Below are 20,578 nucleotides of genomic sequence, written 5' to 3'. Positions count from 1 at the left end.
CCCCGTTCCGCAGCGGAACGGGGCCCCACGCTCGTACCGCTACTCCGACTTGATCGCCGCCAGCATGTTCAGGCGGCCCGCCCGCCGGGCCGGCCACAGCGCCGCCAGCACGCCGACCGTCGCGGCCAGCAGCAGGAACACCGCCATCCTCGCCCACGGCAGGACCAGCTCGTACGTCGGCATCTTCGTGCCGATCAGCTGACCGGCCGCCCAGCCGAAGAACACGCCCAGACCGATGCCGAGCACGCCGCCGAAAAGGGAGATGACCAGGGACTCCAGGCGGACCATCCGCTTGATGTTCTTGCGGTCGAGGCCGATCGCGCGGAGCATCCCGATCTCCTGCGAGCGCTCGAAGACCGACATGGCCAGGGTGTTGATGACACCGAGGACCGCGACGATCACCGCCATGGCGAGCAGTCCGTAGAGCATGTTCAGCATCAGTGTGAACATCTGCGCGATGTCGTCGGAGATGTCCTTCTTGCTCTGCACCTTGATGGCCGGGTTGGAGCCGAGGGCCTTCTCCAGCCTGTCCTTGGTGGCGTCGGACGCCCCGTCGGACGTCTTCACCATGACCTGCATGTCGGTCGCGTCCGACTGGTGCGGGGAGAGCGTGGCGTTGTCGAGCATGATGCCGCGCATCATCTCGTTGCCCTGGTAGACACCGGTGACGGTCAGCTGCTGCTTCTTGCCGTCCTCGTAGTTGACGGTGAAGCCCGAACCGGCCTTCCAGCCGTGCGACGTGGCGGTGTCGTCGTCGACGACGACCCGCGTGCCGCCGACCTCGAACGCGCCGCTGTCCAGCGTCAGCGCGGTCAGCTTGCCGATGGCGGAGCCGTCGACGCCGGTCAGGTACTCGGTCTTGCCGTCGATGCGCGAGGGCGCGTTGCGCAGCGGGCTGGTGGCGGTCACCCCGTCGGTGGCCTTCAGCTTCTTGTCGACGTCCGGGGAGAGGGAGTTGCCGTTCGCCATCGACACCACGTAGTCGGCCTTGATCGCGGACGACGCCATCTTGTCGATCGAGTGCTGGAGGCTGCCCGCCATGACCGTCATACCGGTGATGAGGGTCAGCCCGATCATCAGCGCGGAGGCCGTGGCGGCCGTGCGGCGCGGGTTGCGCACCGAGTTCTGACGGGCCAGCTTGCCCGCCACACCGAACGCGCGCAGCACCGGAGCCGCGGCCGCGATCAGCGGGCGGGACAGCAGCGGGGTCAGGATGAACACGCCGATGATGAGCAGCACCGCGCCGAGACCCATGGGGGCCTGGCCGTCCGAGCCGTCCATCGTCGTGGCCGCGAGGACCACCGCGACACCCGCGGCCGAGAACAGGGCGCCGATCGTGTTGCGCAGCACCAGCGACTTGGTGGTCGCCTTCGCGTGCACGCTGCTCATCGCGGCCACCGGCGGGATCTTCGCGGCCCGGCGGCCCGGCAGCCAGGCGGCGAGCATGGTGATGACGACGCCCACCACGAGGGCCGCGGCGACCGTGCCGGGGGAGACGACCAGCGGCCCGTCCGGGACGGTCGCGCCGAGCGCGCTCATCAGCGACCGCAGCCCGGCCCCGATGCCGATGCCCGCGACCAGACCGGTCACCCCGGCCACCGTGCCGACCACGAACGCCTCGATCAGCACGGACCGGGTGACCTGGCGGCGGGAGGCGCCGACGGCGCGCAGCAGGGCCAGTTCCTTGGTGCGCTGGGCGACCAGCATGGTGAAGGTGTTGGCGATGATGAACGTGCCGACGAACAGCGCGATGCCGGCGAACACCAGCAGCCCCTGCTTCAGCCCGCTCATCGACGTGGAGATCATCTCGGCCTGGTCGTCGGCGAGCTGCCTGCCGGTGGTGGTGTCCGTGATGTCCGCCGGCAGCGCCTTGTCCAGCTCGGCCTTCAGTGCCGACTGGCTGATGCCCGTCTTCGCCGTCACGTCGATCTCGTCGTACGTGCCGGTCTTGCCCAGCAGTTGCTGGGCGGTCGCCGTGTCGAAGAGGGCGAGGCTGCCGCCGGCGGCGACGTTGCCGTCGTCGGTGGTGAAGATGCCGGTGACGGTCGGCTTCAGCACGGGGCCGTCGACCGACAGGCGCACGGTGTCGCCGACCTCGTAGCCGGCGCGCTTCGCGGTCTCGGCGTCGATGAGGACCTCGCCCTCGCCCTTCGGGGCGTGGCCGCTGACGAGGGGGTACCGGGGATCCTTCGTCCCCCAGTAGTTGCCGCCCTGCGACTGGAAGCCGCCGCCGATGAGCTTGCCGTCCTTGTCGGCGAGGGCGGTGAAGCCGCTGACGACGCCTACGGCGGACGCGGCGCCCGGCACCCGCGCGCTCCTGTCGAGCAGCGCCTGCGTCAGCTCGGGCGTCTTGCCGACCGTGTCGCCCTTGTCCTCCTGGCTCTCGGGCTGCACGGCCACGTCGACCTGGTCGAAGCCCTTGGCGGAGCTCTTCTGGTACGCGTCCGAAATGGTGTTGGTGAAGACCAGGGTCCCCGACACGAACGCCACGCCGAGCATCACGGCGAGCACGGTCATCAGGAGCCGGGCCTTGTGCGCGAGTACGTTGCGCAAGGCGGTACGGAACATGGGTTGTCTCAGTCCAGGTGTACGAGCAGTCCAGGGCAGGGAGGATGAGGGGCCGTCAGCTGGTGCGGCCCTTGGCGTCGAACTGCTTCATGCGGTCGAGGACGGAGTCCGCCGTGGGCCCGTACACCTCGTCGACGATCCGTCCGTCCGCCAGGAACACGACCCGGTCCGCGTACGCCGCCGCCACCGGGTCGTGGGTCACCATCACCACCGTCTGCCCCAGCTCGCGCACGGAGTTGCGCAGGAAGCCCAGCACCTCGGCGCCGGACCGCGAGTCGAGGTTTCCGGTCGGCTCGTCGCCGAAGATGATGTCCGGCCGGGAGGCCAGCGCGCGGGCGACGGCGACACGCTGCTGCTGGCCGCCGGAGAGCTGGGAGGGCCGGTGGCCGAGCCGGTCGGCGAGCCCCACCATCCGGATCACCGTGTCCAGCCACTGCTGGTCCGGCTTGCGGCCCGCGATGTCCATCGGGAGGGTGATGTTCTCCAGCGCCGTCAGCGTCGGCAGCAGGTTGAACGCCTGGAAGATGAAACCGATCTTGTCCCGGCGCAGCTTGGTGAGCTGCTTGTCCTTCAGAGAGCCCAGCTCGGTCTCGCCGATGCGCACAGAGCCGCTGCTGAACGTGTCCAGTCCGGCCACGCAGTGCATCAGCGTGGACTTGCCGGAGCCGGAGGGGCCCATGATCGCGGTGAACTCGGCCTGCTGGAAGTCGACGGAGACCCGGTCGAGGGCGACCACCTGGGTCTCGCCCTGGCCGTAGATCTTCGACAGCTCAGTGGCGCGCGCGGCCACGGCGGTGGTCCGGCCGGCGACGGGTGTGGTGGTCACGGGAAGGTGCTCCTCGCGGGACGACGATGTTTCTCGGGGACGTGAACCATCGTCCCCTCCACCTGTCGCCGTGTAATCAGCCGCTGTTCCGGTTCCGAAGGCAGACTTCGGACGGACCACGCGCCGCCGTGTCATACCTGGGGATGAGGGCCGCCCCTGACAGCGCCGTGTGTCGAGAACGGGTGGAGCACCCTCGTTCGGGCGGTGAAATTCCGTCATTCCACATACGCGGTCACGCTGCGCACGCAAGGCTATTGGCAAGTGCGGATGGCTCGTTCCGTGGGCTGATGCTCCCTCAGACGTCAATAAAATAAGACAACATCGGTCCGCCCGTCCGCTGTTCGGGGGACGTGTCCCGATAGGCTCGGGACCTCGACGCGGAGCCCATGGCCTGCCCGGATGGTGGAATGCAGACACGGCGAGCTTAAACCTCGCTGCCCCTCGCGGGCGTACCGGTTCGAGTCCGGTTCCGGGCATCTCCGACGTCGATCGGATCCCTGCATCGTTCATTGAGGACTTCACCGCGCGACCGTTGACACCGGGGGGACGCGGGCGCAGACTCACATCCAAGCAAAGTGAAGAAAATTTCACTAGGCGAACAAGCGTGCTCCGCGTGAACCAAACGGCAATGAAGCCCACCCGAAGGGAAAGTCCGATGCGCACCACCGTCGGCATCATCGGCGCCGGTCCGGCCGGCCTCCTCCTCGCCCGGCTGCTCCGCAACGCCGGCATCGACTCGGTCGTCCTGGAGAGCCGGGACCGGGCCTACGTCGAACAACGGCAGCGGGCCGGGATCCTGGAGCAGGGGACGGTGAACGTGCTGCGCGCGGCCGGTGCCGGGGAGCGCATGGACCGTGAGGGGCTGCGTCACGACGGCATCGAGCTGCGGTTCGCCAAGCGGCGCCACCGCGTCGACTTCCCCGCCCTCACCGGCGGCCGCTCGGTGATGGTGTACGCGCAGACCGAGGTCTGCAAGGACCTCATCGCCCTCCAACTCAAGGAGGGCGGCCCGCTGCTGTTCGAGGCGGAGGCCCTGGCCGTCGAGGGGGCCGACACCGGCAACCCGCGTGTGCGCTTCCGGTACGAGGGGAGCGAGGACGTCCTGGAGTGCGACTACGTCGTCGGCTGCGACGGTTTCTGGGGGGTCGCCAGGAAGGCGATCCCCTCCGAACTGAGCCAGGCCTTCGAACGGACGTACCCCTTCGGCTGGCTCGGCATCCTCGCCGACGTCGCCCCGTCGCACGACGAGCTCGTCTACGCCCGCCACGACCGCGGCTTCGCCCTGCTGTCCATGCGCTCCCCGTCCGTCTCCCGCCTCTACCTCCAGGTGCCCGAGGGCACCGACGCCGAGGCGTGGAGCGACGACGAGATCTGGGCCGAGCTGGAGCGGCGCTTCGAGACCGACGACGACTGGACGCTCGCGCGCGGGCCCATCACCCAGAAGTCGGTCACCCCCATGCGCTCCTACGTGCACGAGCCCATGCGGCACGGCCGCCTCTTCCTCGCCGGCGACGCCGCCCACATCGTGCCGCCGACCGGCGCCAAGGGGCTGAACCTCGCGGTCGGCGACGTGGTCACCTTCGCGCGGGCACTGACGCACGAGAAGGAGACGGGCTCCCCGGAACTTCTCGACGCCTACTCCGCCACCTGCCTGCGCCGCGTCTGGCAGGCCGAGCGGTTCTCCTACGACATGACCACGCTCCTGCACCGCCTCCCCGACGCCACCCCCTTCGAGGAGCGTCTCCAGCTCGCCCGCCTGGAGCGGATCGCGGGGTCGCGCGCGGCCGAGACCGATCTGGCCGAGGGATACACCGGGTTCCCGTTCGGGTGAGGGTGTTCCCTGTTCGGGTGAGGTGAGCGGCTGATCTCCGACCGGTTCCGGGCGTGTCGCAGGTTGGTCATGAATGAGGTCCTCCGCCCCCGGGAATCAAGGACCCGCGTAGCGTGTTGCGCAGCACGACGAGGGAAAGATCCTCCCCAAGCAGTAGGGTCAATCCTTTGCCTACCTATTACTCTTGAGCCAAGGCCCACGCAGAGTGGCCATGGAGGAGTGAAATGAGGAGCAGAAACCCGGTCTTCTCGCGACGGGGGTTCAGCCGCGACAGCGGCTACGCGGGCTTCAACACCGCGCCGCAGGCCGGGGGACCCGCTGTCGGCACGCAGGGCAACCCGTACGCGCAGGGCAATCCGTACGCCCAGCCGTCCGGCAACCCCTACGCGCAGAACCCTTACGCCCAGCAGGACCTTCAGTACGGCGCGCCGCAGGCCCCGGTCACCACCGCCGGCCGTATGACGATGGACGACGTCGTCCTGCGCACCGCGAGCACGCTCGGTCTCCTGATCGTCACGGCCGCGCTCTCCTGGGCGCTGCTGCCGGTCGACGACGCCAACATCAGCCGCTCGTACGGCATCGGGATCGGCGCCGCGCTGGTGGCGATGGTGCTGGCGTTCGTGCAGTCCTTCAAGCGCAAGGCCTCGCCCGCCCTCATCCTGACCTACGCGGGTCTCGAGGGTGTCTTCCTCGGCGTCGTCTCCAGCATCGTCGACAACCGCATCGCCAGCGGTGCGGCCATGCAGGCCGTGCTCGGCACGATGGCGGTGTTCGCCGGTGTGCTGGTGGCGTACAAGGCGGGCTGGATCCGCGTCAACCGCCGCTTCGTCGGCTTCGTGATGGCGGCCGCGCTCGGCTTCATCCTGCTGATGACGGTGAACCTGCTGTTCGCGGTCTTCGGCGGCGGCGACGGCCTCGGCTTCCGCAGCGGTGGGCTCGGCATCGCCTTCGGCGTCATCGGCATCATCCTCGGCGCCTGCTTCCTCGCCATCGACTTCAAGCAGGTCGAGGACGGCATCGCCTACGGCGCCCCGCGCGAGGAGGCCTGGCTGGCCGCCTTCGGTGTGACGGTGACGCTGGTGTGGATCTACATGGAGTTCCTGCGGATCATCGCGATCCTCAACAGCAACGACTAGTCGTAGACCGACGGCGGAAGGGCCCCGGGGAGAACTCAAGTTCACCCCGGGGCCCTTCGTCGTGTCCTACGTGCGCGCCTAGAGCAGTTTGCGCGCGGCCCTCCTCAGGTCGTACTCGTGAACGATCGCCTTGGCGTGGCCGTACGCCAGGTCGTACTCGTGACGGAGCCAGCTGACCTTCTCCTCGAAGCGGAAGAGTGCCGGGCCGTCGTCGACGGTGCGGAGCCAGTCGGAGACTTCACGACCGGTGCAATGGGGGATGCGGGCGAGCATGTTGCGGTGGGTCTCCTCGGAGAGGACGTGGGACATCGGCGCCTCCGGACGCATCGGGTGTAAGCCGGTCCTTCACGTCACGGTGCCTGAGCGTTGGCGTGTTGGCAACAGTCCCGGGGCGGCGCGTAGCGCCTTTCCGGCGGATGCGCGTGGCGGACCCCGCGTCGCTGGCATGATCGGCCGGAGAGGCCCTACTCTCGCGGCGTGGTTGATACGACGCCTGTGACCCGTGCGGTGGAGCACTTCGCCGATCGTTTGAGGGCTGCGCCCCAGAGTCGGCTGCAGCGCAGCGCTGCGGCGGAGGCGTTGGGGCTGGCCAGAGAGATGGCGCGGCGGGCCCAGCTCGTGGAGGAACCCGGCGCCGAGCCGCGGGAGATGCCGGACGCCGGGATGTTCGCCGTCGCTGATCAGATCACCGTCGCGGTGCACGATCTGGTGATCGTGCTGCGGACGGAGGCCGAGGTGGCCGAAGTGGTGGGGCTGGTGGAGGAGGCGCAGAAGCGGGCGGGGGTGTGACGCGGTTTCCCCGCGCCCTTTCCCGCCCCTACAGCGACGCTATGACCCGGTCCGCCAGGATGTACACCGTCTCCTCGCCGCAGGCGAACGTGAGGGTGTACGCGCCCGAGATGCCCGAGCCGCCGAGCAGGACCGGGGTCTCGCCCGCGCGCAGGGCGGTGGCCAGGCGTTCCGCGGTCTCGCGGTGGCCCGGGGTCATGCAGAGGGTCGTACCGTCGGCGAAGACGTAGACGTCGAGAGTGCCCAGCGGGCCCGGGCGGACGTCCGTCAGTTCGATGCCGGAGGAGGCCAGGTCCTCAAGGGTGGCGACCGTGCGCTCGTGGTCGTTCACGACCGGCGACTGGACCGGCACGAAGTCGGGGTGCGAGGGGTGGCGGCGGCGGGCCGCGGCCAGCTCGGGGGAGTCCCCGGCGAACTCGTCGGCGTCGGCGCCCGGCTCGGCCACCGGCTCGAGGGACTCCAGGCCCAGGAAATCGGCCTGGCGGGGCATGAACAGCTCGCTGTCCGGCAGGCCCAGCAGGGAGGGTGCGTCGGAGGCGTCACGGGCCTCCTGGGCGGCCCAGAACGCCCGTGCCTCGGCCAGCTCCCGCTCCCGCTCCTCGGCGAGCGCCTCGGCGACGGCCGCGCGTATCTCATCGGCGTCGGCGGAGTGCCGGGCGGCGGGGACGAGTCCCCGTGCCGCGGGCGCGTTGTTCTGCGCGAGCTCGGCATGCAGGGCCGCGACCTGTCGGCGCAGCACCATGAGGGTGCGCAGGACGGCGACGCCCACGGCGCCTGTGGCGGCCGTGGTGAGCAGCAAGGCGATCGGCATGGCGCTCACTGACGTACTCCCGGTTCAAAGTCGACCCCCGACTTCCTACATCAGCTTGAAGGGCGAACCATCCAGCTGTCAGTGCGTAACGTCACGAAACGGGCATGACTTTGGCCCCGGGGTTTAGTGGTGGAACGGCGCTGACCTGCATTGATCCCTCCCCTGAAGGAGATAGGTCACATCCTGGGGGAGATTGGATCACAAAACGGCCCAGAACCGTGGCGGTTTCCGGGTTCTGGGCCGTTGAGTGACGCTGGGTCCACCGATGGCTACTGACAGCATTTCAGCAGCGGCTCACCGGGTTCAGCGGGGTTGCCGGGTTCAGCTGAGGCGCTCGATGACCATCGCCATGCCCTGGCCGCCGCCGACGCACATCGTCTCCAGGCCGAACTGCTTGTCGTGGAACTGGAGGGAGTTGATGAGCGTGCCGGTGATGCGGGCGCCGGTCATGCCGAAGGGGTGGCCCACGGCGATGGCGCCGCCGTTGACGTTCAGCTTGGCGGGGTCGACGCCGAGGTCGCGGTAGGAGGGGATCACCTGGGCGGCGAACGCCTCGTTGATCTCGACCAGGTCGATGTCGCCGATGGTCAGACCGGCGCGGCGCAGGGCCTGCTGGGAGGCCTCGACCGGGCCGAGACCCATGATCTCGGGGGACAGGCCCGAGACGCCGGTGGAGACGATGCGGGCGAGCGGGGTGAGGCCGAGCTCGCGGGCCTTGGTGTCGGACATGATGACGAGCGCGGCGGCGCCGTCGTTCAGGGGGCAGCAGTTGGCGGCGGTGACCATGCCGTCGGGGCGGAAGACCGGCTTGAGGCCCTGGACGCCTTCGAGGGTGACGCCCGCGCGCGGGCCGTCGTCCTTGCTGACGACCGTGCCGTCGGGGAGGGTCACCGGGGTGATCTCGCGCTCCCAGAAGCCGTTCTTGATGGCTTCCTCGGCGAGGTTCTGCGAGCGGACGGCGAACTCGTCCATGTCCTGGCGGGTGACGCCCTTCCAGCGGGCGAGGTTCTCCGCGGTCTGGCCCATCGCGATGTACGCGTCCGGGACGAGGCCGTCCTCACGCGGGTCGTGCCAGGTCGTGCCCTCCTGCTGCGCGACGGCCTCCGTGCGGGCCTCGGCCTCCGCGAAGAAGGGGTTGCGCGTGTCCGGGAGGCTGTCGGAGTTGCCCTTCGCGAACCGGGAGACCATCTCGACGCCGGCCGAGATGAAGACGTCGCCCTCGCCGGCCTTGATGGCGTGCAGGGCCATGCGGCTCGTCTGGAGGGACGAGGAACAGTAGCGGGTGATGGTGCAGCCGGGGAGGTGGTCCATCCCCATCTGAACGGCGACGATGCGGCCGAGGTTGTTGCCCTGCTCGCCGCCGGGGAGGCCGCAGCCGAGCATCAGGTCGTCGATGTCCTTGGGGTCCAGCTCCGGGACCTTGGCGAGGGCCGCCTGGATGATGGTGGCGGTGAGGTCGTCCGGGCGCAGGTCCTTCAGGGAGCCCTTGAAGGCGCGGCCGATGGGGGAGCGGGCGGTCGAGACGATGACGGCTTCGGGCATCACGGCTCCATTGGCGTACGGGGGATGAGGGTTTGTTTCAGCAAGGCTGCTTGGGAAGTTACCCGTCCGTATGGCCTGGGTCACGGGGGCGGCGGTGTGACCCTGACCGCACTTTCTAAGCGCTTGCTTTTTCGCGCCCCCGCCGCCCCTGCCCGTCCCATACCCAGGGGTGCTGCCCCTTCGACCCCGCCAGGGGCTCTGCCCCCTGGACCCCCGCTCCTCAAACGCCGGAGGGGCTGTTTTCAGCAAACGCCGGAGGGACCGTTTTCGGCGAAGCGGGGGCCCGGTGACGGCACATCACCCGGGAGTGCGCACCGGCGCCGGGGCCGTTTCCCGGACGCGGCGGCGCCTGCGGCGCTTGAGGAGGGCCCATGGGCCCCGCGGGCCCGTCGGCATCGCGGCCGTGACCTCCGTGCCCGCCTCGGACGCCGCCTCGGCCGCGGCCCGGGCCACCGGCAGGAAGCCCTCGCGGCGGGACACGTCCGGACGCTCCTCCTCCGCCGGCCACAGCCCCAGAGCGGCGCAGACCGTCGGCAGGACGGCCATCGCGGCCGTGGCATACCCCTCCGCGGAGGGGTGGTAGTGGTCGGGACCGAAGAGCTCGCGCGGGTTCGCCGCGAACTCGGGGCCCAGCAGGTCGCCCAGCGACACCGTCCGGCCCCCCTGCTCGACCGCCCCGATCGTCTGCGCGGCCGCCAGCTGACGGGAGGCCCGCCGGGCCAGCCAGCGCAGCGGCTGCTGCACCGGTTCGATCGTGCCCAGGTCGGGGCACGTGCCGACGACCACCTCCGCGCCGGCCGTGCGCAGACGCCGTACCGCCGAGGAGAGGTGGCGTACCGAGCGGGTCGGTGGCATCCGGTGGGTCACGTCGTTCGCGCCGATCATGATCACGCAGATGTCGGGGACGTGGGCCGGGTCGGAGAGGGCCAGGGTCACCTGGCGGTCCAGGTCGTCCGACTGCGCGCCGGGCACGGCCACGTTGCGCAGGGCCACCGGGCGTTCCGCCACCGCCGACAGGCCCGAGGCCAGCAGGGCGCCCGGCGTCTGGCCGGCCCGGTGGACGCCCTGGCCCGCGGCCGTGGAGTCACCCAGCATCGTCAGGTGCAGGGGCGGCTCGCCGGGGATGTCGTAGGCGTGGCCGTAGCGGCCCTCCGCACTCGGCACGTGGTTCTGCGCGCCGTTCCCCACGTGGCGCCGGGCCAGCTGTACCTCGGCCAGCAGCAGACCGACGGCCGCGGCACCGGCCAGGCCGATGCCGCCACCGCCGTACGCGGCGCCCGCCGCGATACGCCGGGCCACCCGCGCCCTCGACATGCTCGTCATGCGTGACCGCCACCTCCTCGTAGCCGTACATCCACTCCTTGCCCCGTACGGACCGTCGGCCAATCTCAACCGACAGTGAACGATCCCGCCGGGCCGTAGGCTGGCGGAACCACTACGACCACATCTTTTGCAAGCAACCGGAGACAACGGTGCAATTCCACGACTCGATGATCAGTCTCGTCGGCAACACCCCGCTGGTGAGGCTCAACACCGTGACCGAGGGGATCCAGGCGACCGTCCTGGCCAAGGTGGAGTACTTCAACCCGGGCGGATCCGTGAAGGACCGCATCGCCCTGCGCATGATCGAGGCGGCCGAGAAGAGCGGCGAGCTGCGGCCCGGCGGGACCATCGTGGAGCCGACCAGCGGGAACACCGGTGTGGGGCTGGCGATCGTGGCGCAGCAGAAGGGGTACAAGTGCATCTTCGTCTGCCCCGACAAGGTGTCCACGGACAAGATCAACGTGCTGCGGGCGTACGGCGCCGAAGTGGTCGTGTGCCCGACGGCGGTGGACCCGGAGCACCCGGACTCCTACTACAACGTCTCCGACCGGCTCGTGCGTGAGACGCCCGGCGCCTGGAAGCCCGACCAGTACTCCAACCCCAACAACCCGCTCTCCCACTATCACTCGACCGGCCCCGAGCTGTGGGAGCAGACGGAGGGGAAGATCACCCACTTCGTGGCGGGCGTCGGCACCGGCGGCACCATCTCTGGCACCGGGCGTTACCTGAAGGACGCCAGCGACGGCAAGGTCCAGGTCATCGGTGCCGACCCCGAGGGGTCCGTCTACTCCGGCGGCTCCGGACGGCCGTACCTCGTCGAGGGCGTCGGCGAGGACTTCTGGCCGACCGCCTACGACCGGACCGTCGCCGACGAGATCGTCGCCGTGTCCGACAAGGACTCCTTCCAGATGACCCGCCGCCTCGCCAAGGAGGAGGGCCTGCTGGTGGGCGGCTCCTGCGGCATGGCCGTCGTCGCCGCGCTGCGGGTGGCCGAGCGGCTCGGGCCGGACGACGTGGTGGTCGTCCTCCTCCCCGACAGCGGGCGCGGCTACCTCAGCAAGATCTTCAACGACGAGTGGATGGCCGACTACGGCTTCCTGGAGGACTCGGGCCCGAGCGCGCGCGTCGCCGACGTACTGAACGACAAGGTCGGCGGCTCCATCCCCTCCCTCGTCCACATGCACCCGGACGAGACCGTCGGCGAGGCCATCGAGGTGCTGCGCGAGTACGGTGTCTCGCAGATGCCCATCGTCAAGCCGGGTGCCGGACACCCGGACGTGATGGCCGCCGAGGTGGTGGGCTCGGTGGTCGAACGCGAGCTTCTCGACGCGCTGTTCACCAAGAGGGCCTCCCTGGAGGACCCGCTGGAGAAGCACATGTCGCCGCCGCTGCCGCAGGTCGGCTCCGGCGAACCGGTCGGCGACCTGATGGCCGTGCTCGGCTCCGCCGACGCCGCGATCGTCCTCGTCGAGGGCAAGCCCACCGGTGTCGTCAGCCGCCAGGACCTGCTGTCCTTCCTCGCCAAGGGCGGCGCCAAGCAGTAGCGAGCCGTCCGAAGTGCCCCCCGAACCTCCCAAGAGTGATCTTCCGGCCCTTTCGGCGGGGAACTTCGCGGAAGTGGTACGAGGGCGTCACGTCCGCGCAGCACCCGCTTAACACGCGTCCGGCACATTAGTGGGTGTCGGCAGGGCGGGAGCGGCTCCCCGCCCCGGCCGGCACCGAAACGGCGTCACGGACCTCCGGAGCGGCTCCCGGACCTCCACCGACGCCTAGGACGCGCACGCCCGGCCCTGACCCGGCACGCGTCCCTCGCGGGGACCGCCGTCGTCCCGCCCCCCGGTAACGGGGGTGCGGCGGTCCCCGCGCACAACCCTTTGCGCCCGGTGATCCGGTTTCAGCGAAGCCCGCCCTGTCGGTCGCCCGCGCTCACCGGGAAAGCGGCTGAGGCCGGAGGCCGGGAGAGCCACTGATCGAGGATCTCCTCGGTGTGCTCGCCGAGCACCGGGCTCGGCGCCGTGACCCGGCCGGTGCCGGAGTCCGTGTCCGGCCCGCCCTCCGCACCGGTGCGGAAGTGCACGGGCTGGCGAAGGAAGGGGATGCGGCCGAGCACCGGATGCTCGAACTCCCCGAGCAGGCCGCGGTGACGTATCTGCTCGCTGTTCGTCACCTCTGCGAGGTCCTGGATCGGCGCGGCCGGAACCCCCGCCGACCGTGCCTGCTCGAGGGCCTCGGCCGTGGTCAGCCGGGTGGACCACTCTTCGGTGATCCGCTTGACCTCGTCGATGTGCTGGGCCCGGGCGGTGTCGTCGGCGAACCTCGGGTCGGTGGGCAGCTCCGGCCGGCCCACCAGTCCCGAGAACCGTGCGAAGACCGTGTCGCTCGCGACCGCGATCGCCAGCAGCCCGTCCGTGGTGCGGTAGGTGTCGAACGGGGTGGAGACGGGGTGCCGGTTGCCGACCCGGCCGGGCAGGGTCCCGGTCGCGGTGAGCAGACTCATCGTGGTCACCTGCATCGACACGAGGGAGTCCAGCATGGCCACGTCGATGTACCGTCCGCGGCCGCTGCGCTCCCGGTCGAACAGCGCGGCACAGATGGCCCAGGACGCGAACAGCCCGGCCATCAGGTCACCGACCGACTCCCCGACTCGGGTGGGCCCTCCGTCGGGCGTTCCGGTGGAGGCCATCAGCCCGGACATCGCCTGGACGGTCAGGTCGTAGGCCGGCGACCCGCGCAGCGGCCCGTCCTGCCCGAAGCCCGAGATGCTCGCGTACACCAGGCGAGGATTGCACTTCTCCAGCGTGCGGTGGTCGATGCCGAGCCGCTCGGTGACGCCGGGCCGGAAGTTCTCCACCAGGACGTCGGCCCGTTCCGCCAGACGCAACAGCAGCGCATGGTCGTCGGGCTTCTTCAGATCGAGAACGATGCTGCGCTTGCCCCGGTTGAGCTGGGCGAAGTACACGCTCTCGCCGTCCAGGAACGGGCCCAGATGCCGGGCGTCGTCGCCACCCGGCGCCTCCGCCTTGACCACATCGGCCCCGAGATCCGCCAGCAGGGCGGTGCAGTACGGGCCGGCCAGTACTCGGCTCAGGTCGAGCACACGCAGGCCGTCGAGAACGGTCACCGGTTCACATCCTTTTCGATCCATGGCCGACGCATCAGCCCGCGTCGAGGTCAGTCAGGAAGGTATGAGGCGCACGCGCGGGCGTCGACGTGCAGCCGCATGAACCGGCTCACGGTCTTCGTGCAGGCGCACATTGCCCCAGGGGCTCTCGGTAGGCGGAGATGGGGTGGGGCCGGTCCCGCTCCCCGGAGCGTCCGGCCGTTCCCTTGCCCAGCAGGTCAGAAGGAGCACACACGCATGACGCCTGACATGACGCCGTATCTGCTGCCCCCGCTGTACGCCGAGTTCCGCGCCGCGGCCCGTGAGGTCGCCACCAGGAAGCTGGCGCCGCGAGCCGCGGAGGTCGACGAGCGGGCCGAGTTCTCGGACGAGTCGTACGCCACCCTGGTGGCCGCCGGGCTGCACGCCCCCGGAATCCCGGAGGAGTACGGCGGCGACGGTGTCGACGCCCTCTCGGCGGCGATCGCCGTCGAGGAGGTCGCCCGGGCGTGCGCCTCCTCGTCCACCATCCAGACCTCCAACAAGCTCGGCGTGACGCCGCTGCTCCTTGCCGGGACCGAGCGGCAGCGGCAGCGGTATCTGCCCGAAGTCGCCTCGGGGGAAGCACTGATGGCCTACGCGATCAGCGAGCGGGAGGCCGGCAGCGATGTCGCGGCGATGCGTTGCCGGGCGGTGGCCGACGGGGACAGCTGGGTGCTGGACGGGGTCAAGACCTGGATCACCTCGGCCGGCGTGGCCAAGTACCTCATCGTCTTCGCGGTCACCGACCCGGATGCGGGCTCGCGCGGCATCTCCGCCTTCGTCGTGCACGCCGACGACGGCGGGATCTCCTACGGAGAACCCGAGCGGAAGATGGGCCTGAAGGGTTCGGTCACTCGCGAGGTGTACTTCGAGAACTGCCGGATTCCCGCGGACCGGCTGCTCGGCGAGCGCGGCCGGGGGCTCTCCGTCGCCCTCGGCACCCTTGACCACACCCGGGTATCGGTCGGCGCGCAGGCCGTGGGCATCGCCCAGGGGGCCCTCGACGTCGCCACCGCCTACGTACAGGAACGCAAGCAGTTCGGACAGCCGATCTCGTCCTTCCAGGGCGTGCAGTTCATGCTGGCGGACATGGCCATGAAGGTGGAGTCGGCGCGGCAGATGGTGTACGCCGCGGCGGCGCGCAGCACCGCCAAGGCGCCCGACCTGACGTATTTCGGGGCGGCCGCCAAGTGCCTGGCCTCCGACGCGGCCATGTCCGTGACCACCGACGCCGTGCAGTTGCTCGGCGGCTACGGCTACACCAAGGACTTCGGTGTCGAGCGCATGATGCGGGACGCGAAGATCACCCAGATCTACGAGGGGACCAACCAGATCCAGCGGATGGTGATGGCCCGGCAGTTGCTGCGCACGCCCTGACCCGGCATCCGCTGCTGTGCGCGCCGGTCTGTGCATGTGTGCGGCTGGTGCGCGCCGACGGCGTCCGGCGCCGCGGCCGGCCCTTCGTGGGCGGCCGGTCCGCATCACGTGCGGACCGGCGGAGTTCAGTCCTCGCGCGGTGCGCTGGTGGGGCCGCCGTCCAGCGCCATCAGCGCGAGCCACAGCTCCGTACGGTCGGCGAGGCGGTCGAGGTCGCGGCCGGTCAGACGCTCGATCAGCTGAAGCCGGTAGCGCAGGCTGTTGCGGTGCAGCACCAGATCGGTGGCGGTGGCGGCCGGTGCGCAGTCATGGGCGAGGTAGGAGCGGAGGGTGGCCACCAGCTCGGCGTGGTGGGCCTCGTCGTGCTGCAGCAGCGGTGCCAGCACGGTGTGGCCCAGCTCGCGCAGGGGCAGGTCCAGATTGCCCAACAGCAGGCCGGTGATGCTCAGCGGTACGGCCCGGTGCACCCCGGGGCCGGCCTGTGCGGCTTGCCGGGCCTCGAAGTACCCCATCCGCAGCCCGGACACCCCCCGGCGCGCCTCGCTCACCCCGACCCGGACCTGGGGGTCCAGGGCGGACAGATGGGCCGCGACGGTCCGGGCGCCGGCCATCGCGTCGGTGCCCTCCGGCACGACGACCATCGCGGTGTCGTCGATCAGTGCGGTGGGCAGCCGGTCGCCGGTGCGTTCCAGCAGCGGGCCCAGCGTCCAGGGCAGCTTGCGGAGCCGGTCCGGGCCGCCGCCGACCCGGGCGACCACGACCGCGCAGGCGCCGTCCAGCGTCAGTCCGTGCGCGGCCAGGCGCCGCCGGGCGTCGCTCTCGGAGATCGTCCTGTGCAGCACGTCCTCCAGGACCTGGCCCAGCAGCTCCCGCCGCCCGGTGAGCACAGCCTGATGACGTGCCACCTCCAGCCCGAGGATGTTGGCGGCGAAGGACAGGACGTCCTGCCGTGGTGTGGCACGCTGCGTGCACAGCCATGCGACCGGCACACCGTCCACGGCGATCGGCAGATACGCCGCCGCGGCCACGGGCGGACGGCCCCCCTCGTCCGCACGGTTCCAACGGGTCCTGGCGGGATGCGTCGCCAGGACCCGGCCGTCCGGTTCGACGACGGCGACCGCGCCGGCCCCCAGCTGCCGGTGCACTCGACGCAGCAGCCCGGGCAGTCCGCCGCCGGACAGCAGCTCCTGGACGAGTTGGTCCTGGAGCGCGACGACCGTGCGCACCGTGTCGTAGCGTTCCGCGAAGATCTGATCCGCCACCCAGTGGCTGATCTGCACGAACGGCACCTCGACCGGGGAGCCGAGCAGGGCGAGACCGGCTTGTTCGGCGGCCCGGACCACCGTGGGCGGCACCTCCTGGTGCACCAGTCCGGTGCCGAAGCACACTCCGGCCACCGGCAGTTCCGCCAGCCCCCGGACCAGGCGGCGCCACTCGGCGTCATCCCGGGCCAACATGCCCGTCGTCATCACCAGCTCCCCTGCGCGCAGGAACGGCAGCGGATCGGGCAGCTCGGTGGTGGCAACCCAGCCGATCTGCCGGTCCGGCTGATGGCAGTGGCTGGTCAGGGCCCGGAGTTGCAGCTTGGGCTCGGCGAGGAGATCGGCGACTGACACGGGCACACCGCGATTATCGGCCGGTGTGCCGGACGGCCCCAAATCCCTTCCCGGCCCGGCTTCCAGGCCTACTCCTCCCAGTCCGAGGACTTCTCGCGTCGCTTCCCGAGGTGCGGGCGGCTGCGCAAGGCCTGGACCGTGTTGATGCCGACGATGCCCGCCCAGGAGACGAAGAGGCCGGACATGCCCGCCTGGGCCGCGCCGATCGAGGAGAGCGGGATGGCGAGGATCAGGGAGATCACGCCGAAGCCGAAGCGCTCGCCCCACGAGTCGCCGGACCCGGGGGCGCGGGCACCTCGGGCCGCGGCCGTCTGCTGCTCGGCGAGCCGGCGTCGCACCCGCCGGTCGACCACGCTGTCGAGGCGCTGCTCGACCTTCTCCAGGAACGAGTCGACCAGCGCTGACTCGTACTCCTCGCCGAGTTCTCTGCGCGCGTGCAGGGTGGCGTCGAGTTCCTTCTTGAGTTCGGATTCGCCGGCTTCCATACCGCCTTACGCTACGAGGCCGACGCCCCCGAGACAGTGGGGCTAGCCCCCCTCTTCGTCCTGGGCTCAGTCCCCTCACCCGTCCGGTCGCCGCCGTCGCGGTGCCGGCGCGCCACCGCCCAGTAGGCAGCCGCCGGTACGACGAGGCCCACGATCCAGGAGATGTCCGCGCCGCCCAGCTGTTCGACCAGCGGGCCGGTGTAGAAGGTCGTGGCGAGGAAGGGGAGCTGGGCGAGCACGCCGACCGCGTAGACGACGAGGGCGTCCCAGCGCCAGGCTCCGTAGCGGCCGCCCGGGTCGGACAGAGCCGGGATGTCGTAGCGCTCCTTGGAGATCAGGTAGTAGTCGACCAGGTTGATCGCCGACCACGGTGTGAAGAAGGTCAGCAGGAAGAGCAGGAAGTCCTTGAAGGACGCGAGGAAGCTGTCCTTGCCGAGAAGAGCCACCGCCGTGCCCGCGACCATGATCACGGCGATGTAGAGGGCGCGGCCGCGCTGCGAGAGCACCCGCTGCCCGCGGAAGCCGCTGATGCTCGTGACCATCGACATGAAGCCGCCGTACGTGTTGAGCACGTTGACGGTCAGCTTGCCGAGTGCGATCACGAAGTAGAGGAACGACGCGATCAGGCCGGTGCCGCCGAGGCCCACCACATAGCCGACCTGGTTGTCGAGGAACTTCTCGCCCGCCGTCGCGGCGACCAGCACGCCGAACGTCATCGACCACTGCGAGCCGAGCGCCGAGCCCGACAGGGTCCACCAGAACGTGGCCCGCGTGGACGTCGTACGCGGCAGATAGCGTGAGTAGTCCGCGACGTACGGCCCGAACGCCAGCTGCCAGGACGCGGAGAGGGACATGGCGAGCAGGAACATCGGCAGGGAGAAGTGCGCGTTGTCCAGCAGCGCCGAGACGTCGGCGTGGTCGAGGAGGCGTATCCCGAGGTAGACGAAGGCCACCGCGCAGACGACGCTCGCGACCCGGCCCAGGGTGTGGATGACGCGGTAGCCGACGGTCGCCGTCACGGCGGTGACGAGGGCGAAGACCACGATGCCGGTGGTGTCGCCGGTGTGGGTGAGCTCGCCGACGGCCTGTCCGGCGAGCACGCTGCCGCTCGCGAAGAAGCCGACGTACATGAGGACGACGAGCAGCAGCGGCACGACCGCGCCCCGCACGCCGAACTGGGCGCGGGACTGGATCATCTGCGGCAGCCCGAGCTTCGGACCCTGTGCCGAGTGCAGGGCCATCACGGCGCCGCCCAGCAGATTGCCGAGGACGAGCCCGACGATCGACCACACCACGTCGCCGCCGAAGACGACCGCGAGGGCGCCGGTGACGACGGCGGTGATCTGGAGGTTGGCGCCGAGCCAGAGCGTGAACTGGCTGAACGCGGTGCCGTGCCGTTCCTCGTCCGGTACGACGTCGATGGAGCGGAGCTCCACGAGGCCCTGGGCCATGATCCGGATTCCCTTTCTGTCGACTTTCCGCCGTCTTGCCGCCGGCGGTTTACTGCCGGGCTACTTCTTGGTGAGGCCGTGCTGCTTGGCGTAGGCGTTCGCGACGTCCTCGGGGTCCTTCTTGTCCTTGTCCACCTGGCGGTTGAGCTCGGTGAGCTGGGCCGTGGTCAGGATGTTGCCGAGCTTGGCGAGCGCCTTGCGGACCGTGGAGTCGGCCTTTCGGTCGGCGATGAGGGGGACGATGTGCTGGCTGGGGATGAGGTTCTCCGGGTCGGCCAGGACCACCCAGTCGTTGGCCTCGATGTCGGTGTCGGTGGTGAAGAGGTTCGCCACGTCCACGTCGCCCTTCTTCAGGGCGCCCTTGACCAGCGGCCCGTCGGAGTCGAGGGACTTGAACTCCTTGAACTCGACCCCGTACACCTCCTTCAGGCCGACCGCGCCGACCTGACGCTTCTTCACCTCGGGCGCGGCGCCGATGACCAGCTTGCCGTTCTGCTTCTTCAGGTCGGCGAGGGAGGTCAGGCCGTACCTCTTCGCGGTCTCGCGGGTGACGACGAAGGCGTCGGAGTCCTCCGCCACGCCGTACGGCAGGATCTGGAGGCCGGACGGGAGGGCGATGGTGAGGGCGTTCTGCATCGCGCCCTCCTCCGCGGTCGTGGCCTTCGGATCGAGGTAGTTGAGGAGGGCGCCCTGGTACTCGGGCAGGAGGTCGATGTCGCCGCTCTTGAGGGCGGGGATCACGATCTCCCGGGTGCCGAGGTTCGGGCGGACCTTCGTCTTGACACCGGCCGCCTCCAGAGCGGCCGCGTAAAGGTAGCCGAGCACCTGGTTCTCGGTGAAGTTGGCGGTGCCGATGGTGACTCCGCCCTTGCTGGAGCCGCCGCCGGAGGTGGTTCCTCCGCTGCCGTCGAGCGAGGTGACGCCGCTGCCGCAGGCACTGAGGACGGGGACGGAGACGGCCGCGCCGGCGAGCGCGCCGAGGAGAGTACGACGGTTCATTTCGGTGGGTCCCTAAGGCCTAGGCGGTGCGGTGTCGGAAGAGGAGGCGCTGGAGGGCGGAGAGCGCGAGGTCCAGGGCGATGGCGACCACGGCGACCAGGACCGCACCGCCGAGCACCTGCACCAGGTCGCGCTGGGCCAGGCCGTCGAAGACGTAGCGGCCCAGGCCGCCGAAGGAGACGTACGCGGCGATCGTGGCCGTCGCGACCACCTGGATCAGCGCCAGGCGCAGGCCCGTCATGATCAGCGGGAGGGCGAGGGGGAGTTCCACCTGGAACAGGACCTGATGGCCGCGCATGCCCTGCCCGCGCGCCGCGTCCTTCACGTCCGGGTCGACGGCCGTCATACCCGCGTAGGTGTTGGTGACGATCGCCGGGACCGCGAGGGCGACCAGGGCGATGTACACCGGCGTCATGGACAGGCCGCTGGCCAGGAAGACCAGGACGACCAGGCCGACGGTTGGGAGGGCGCGGCCGAAGGACGCGAGGTTGATCGCGAGGAACGCGCCCTTGCCGGTGTGGCCGATCAGCAGGCCCAGCGGGAGGCCGATCACGGCCGCGATGAGCGTGGCCAGCAGCGAGTACTGGAGGTGTTCGGCGAGGCGGTGGGCGATGCCGTCGGAGCCCGCCCACTGGTCGCCGCTGACCAGCCAGGTGCCGAGGTTCTTGAAGAGTTCGTACAT

General features: G+C 70.2%; 17 protein-coding genes and 1 tRNA gene. 6 read left to right on the top strand and 12 right to left on the bottom strand.

All coding sequences use genetic code 11. The features are described 5' to 3' along the window. Positions 1 to 39: 39 nt before the first annotated feature. Together ABT114_RS20965 and ABT114_RS20960 are read right to left on the bottom strand one after the other, a co-directional pair. On the bottom strand, positions 40 to 2,568 hold the full coding sequence (locus ABT114_RS20965) for an ABC transporter permease (protein WP_351144311.1): 2,529 nt from the start codon (positions 2,566 to 2,568) through the stop codon (positions 40 to 42). Between the two features lie 55 nt (positions 2,569 to 2,623). Further along, on the bottom strand, positions 2,624 to 3,394 hold the full coding sequence (locus tag ABT114_RS20960) for an ABC transporter ATP-binding protein (protein ID WP_351144310.1): 771 nt from the start codon (positions 3,392 to 3,394) through the stop codon (positions 2,624 to 2,626). 393 nt (positions 3,395 to 3,787) lie between these two features. Between ABT114_RS20960 and ABT114_RS20955 the strand changes: the two genes are divergently transcribed. The 3 genes from ABT114_RS20955 (at position 3,788) to ABT114_RS20945 (ending at position 6,361) form a co-directional block, all read left to right on the top strand. Continuing rightward, positions 3,788 to 3,870: transfer RNA gene (locus ABT114_RS20955), tRNA-Leu, on the top strand. Between the two features lie 179 nt (positions 3,871 to 4,049). After that, positions 4,050 to 5,225, top strand: coding sequence for a 4-hydroxybenzoate 3-monooxygenase (locus ABT114_RS20950; protein WP_351144309.1), 1,176 nt, complete (start codon positions 4,050 to 4,052; stop codon positions 5,223 to 5,225). A gap of 224 nt (positions 5,226 to 5,449) precedes the next feature. Then, a complete protein-coding gene (locus ABT114_RS20945; protein WP_351144308.1) occupies positions 5,450 to 6,361 on the top strand; it encodes a Bax inhibitor-1/YccA family protein in 912 nt (303 codons plus the stop codon). Positions 6,362 to 6,439: 78 nt separating this feature from the next. On the opposite strand, the gene ABT114_RS20940 is transcribed toward ABT114_RS20945, so the two are convergent. Then, positions 6,440 to 6,670 carry a DUF4287 domain-containing protein gene (locus ABT114_RS20940; protein WP_351144307.1) on the bottom strand — a complete coding sequence of 77 codons (231 nt, stop codon included), beginning with the start codon at positions 6,668 to 6,670 and terminating at the stop codon, positions 6,440 to 6,442. Between the two features lie 168 nt (positions 6,671 to 6,838). On the opposite strand from ABT114_RS20940, the gene ABT114_RS20935 reads away from it, so the two are divergent. After that, positions 6,839 to 7,150 carry a hypothetical protein gene (locus tag ABT114_RS20935; RefSeq protein ID WP_351144306.1) on the top strand — a complete coding sequence of 104 codons (312 nt, stop codon included), beginning with the start codon at positions 6,839 to 6,841 and terminating at the stop codon, positions 7,148 to 7,150. Positions 7,151 to 7,178: 28 nt separating this feature from the next. Here ABT114_RS20935 and ABT114_RS20930 read toward each other — a convergent pair whose 3' ends face one another. The 3 genes from ABT114_RS20930 to ABT114_RS20920 form a co-directional block, all read right to left on the bottom strand. Continuing rightward, the gene (locus tag ABT114_RS20930; protein ID WP_351144305.1) at positions 7,179 to 7,970 is read right to left on the bottom strand and encodes a hypothetical protein; all 792 of its coding nucleotides are present in this window, start codon (positions 7,968 to 7,970) and stop codon (positions 7,179 to 7,181) included. A gap of 312 nt (positions 7,971 to 8,282) precedes the next feature. Continuing rightward, complete coding sequence (locus ABT114_RS20925; RefSeq protein WP_351144304.1) at positions 8,283 to 9,503, bottom strand: acetyl-CoA C-acetyltransferase; 1,221 nt, start codon at positions 9,501 to 9,503, stop codon at positions 8,283 to 8,285. 297 nt (positions 9,504 to 9,800) lie between these two features. Then, positions 9,801 to 10,826: an SGNH/GDSL hydrolase family protein gene (locus ABT114_RS20920; protein WP_351144303.1), complete on the bottom strand. Its 1,026-nt coding sequence runs from the start codon at positions 10,824 to 10,826 to the stop codon at positions 9,801 to 9,803. Positions 10,827 to 10,975: 149 nt separating this feature from the next. Here ABT114_RS20920 and ABT114_RS20915 point away from each other — a divergent pair, with 149 nt between their 5' ends. Further along, entirely contained in the window at positions 10,976 to 12,370 is a 1,395-nt protein-coding gene (locus ABT114_RS20915) for a cystathionine beta-synthase (RefSeq protein WP_351144302.1), read from the top strand. 350 nt (positions 12,371 to 12,720) lie between these two features. On the opposite strand, the gene ABT114_RS20910 is transcribed toward ABT114_RS20915, so the two are convergent. Next, a complete protein-coding gene (locus tag ABT114_RS20910; protein ID WP_351144301.1) occupies positions 12,721 to 13,947 on the bottom strand; it encodes a CaiB/BaiF CoA transferase family protein in 1,227 nt (408 codons plus the stop codon). A 237-nt stretch (positions 13,948 to 14,184) separates the two neighbouring features. On the opposite strand from ABT114_RS20910, the gene ABT114_RS20905 reads away from it, so the two are divergent. Beyond that, the gene (locus ABT114_RS20905) at positions 14,185 to 15,345 is read left to right on the top strand and encodes an acyl-CoA dehydrogenase family protein (protein WP_502988352.1); all 1,161 of its coding nucleotides are present in this window, start codon (positions 14,185 to 14,187) and stop codon (positions 15,343 to 15,345) included. Positions 15,346 to 15,470: 125 nt separating this feature from the next. Here the strand turns inward: ABT114_RS20905 and ABT114_RS20900 are convergent, their stop codons facing one another. The 5 genes from ABT114_RS20900 to ABT114_RS20880 form a co-directional block, all read right to left on the bottom strand. Continuing rightward, positions 15,471 to 16,967: a PucR family transcriptional regulator gene (locus ABT114_RS20900; protein ID WP_351144300.1), complete on the bottom strand. Its 1,497-nt coding sequence runs from the start codon at positions 16,965 to 16,967 to the stop codon at positions 15,471 to 15,473. Positions 16,968 to 17,029: 62 nt separating this feature from the next. Then, complete coding sequence (locus ABT114_RS20895) at positions 17,030 to 17,446, bottom strand: hypothetical protein (RefSeq protein WP_351144299.1); 417 nt, start codon at positions 17,444 to 17,446, stop codon at positions 17,030 to 17,032. Between the two features lie 11 nt (positions 17,447 to 17,457). Continuing rightward, positions 17,458 to 18,897 carry a purine-cytosine permease family protein gene (locus tag ABT114_RS20890; protein ID WP_351144298.1) on the bottom strand — a complete coding sequence of 480 codons (1,440 nt, stop codon included), beginning with the start codon at positions 18,895 to 18,897 and terminating at the stop codon, positions 17,458 to 17,460. 60 nt (positions 18,898 to 18,957) lie between these two features. Continuing rightward, positions 18,958 to 19,896, bottom strand: a complete 939-nt coding sequence (locus tag ABT114_RS20885; RefSeq protein ID WP_351144297.1) for an ABC transporter substrate-binding protein — start codon at positions 19,894 to 19,896, stop codon at positions 18,958 to 18,960. 19 nt (positions 19,897 to 19,915) lie between these two features. Further along, a complete protein-coding gene (locus tag ABT114_RS20880) occupies positions 19,916 to 20,578 on the bottom strand; it encodes an ABC transporter permease (protein WP_351144296.1) in 663 nt (220 codons plus the stop codon).

The sequence above is a fragment of the Streptomyces sp. NPDC002088 genome (genome assembly GCF_040296605.1).
Classification (GTDB): Bacteria; Actinomycetota; Actinomycetes; order Streptomycetales; family Streptomycetaceae; genus Streptomyces.
This window is presented reverse-complemented; position numbering and strand designations above follow the sequence as displayed.

Bases quoted from the DNA above. Each gene is read 5' to 3' on its own strand.
- ABT114_RS20965 (WP_351144311.1), bottom strand. From the start codon at position 2,568: ATGTTCCGTACCGCCTTGCGCAACGTACTCGCGCACAAGGCCCGGCTC.
- ABT114_RS20950 (WP_351144309.1), top strand. From the start codon at position 4,050: ATGCGCACCACCGTCGGCATCATCGGCGCCGGTCCGGCCGGCCTCCTC.
- ABT114_RS20945 (WP_351144308.1), top strand. From the start codon at position 5,450: ATGAGGAGCAGAAACCCGGTCTTCTCGCGACGGGGGTTCAGCCGCGAC.
- ABT114_RS20940 (WP_351144307.1), bottom strand. From the start codon at position 6,670: ATGTCCCACGTCCTCTCCGAGGAGACCCACCGCAACATGCTCGCCCGC.
- ABT114_RS20925 (WP_351144304.1), bottom strand. From the start codon at position 9,503: ATGCCCGAAGCCGTCATCGTCTCGACCGCCCGCTCCCCCATCGGCCGC.
- ABT114_RS20920 (WP_351144303.1), bottom strand. From the start codon at position 10,826: ATGACGAGCATGTCGAGGGCGCGGGTGGCCCGGCGTATCGCGGCGGGC.
- ABT114_RS20905 (WP_502988352.1), top strand. From the start codon at position 14,185: ATGACGCCTGACATGACGCCGTATCTGCTGCCCCCGCTGTACGCCGAG.
- ABT114_RS20895 (WP_351144299.1), bottom strand. From the start codon at position 17,446: ATGGAAGCCGGCGAATCCGAACTCAAGAAGGAACTCGACGCCACCCTG.
- ABT114_RS20890 (WP_351144298.1), bottom strand. From the start codon at position 18,897: ATGGCCCAGGGCCTCGTGGAGCTCCGCTCCATCGACGTCGTACCGGAC.
- ABT114_RS20885 (WP_351144297.1), bottom strand. From the start codon at position 19,896: ATGAACCGTCGTACTCTCCTCGGCGCGCTCGCCGGCGCGGCCGTCTCC.
- ABT114_RS20880 (WP_351144296.1), bottom strand. From the start codon at position 20,578: ATGTACGAACTCTTCAAGAACCTCGGCACCTGGCTGGTCAGCGGCGAC.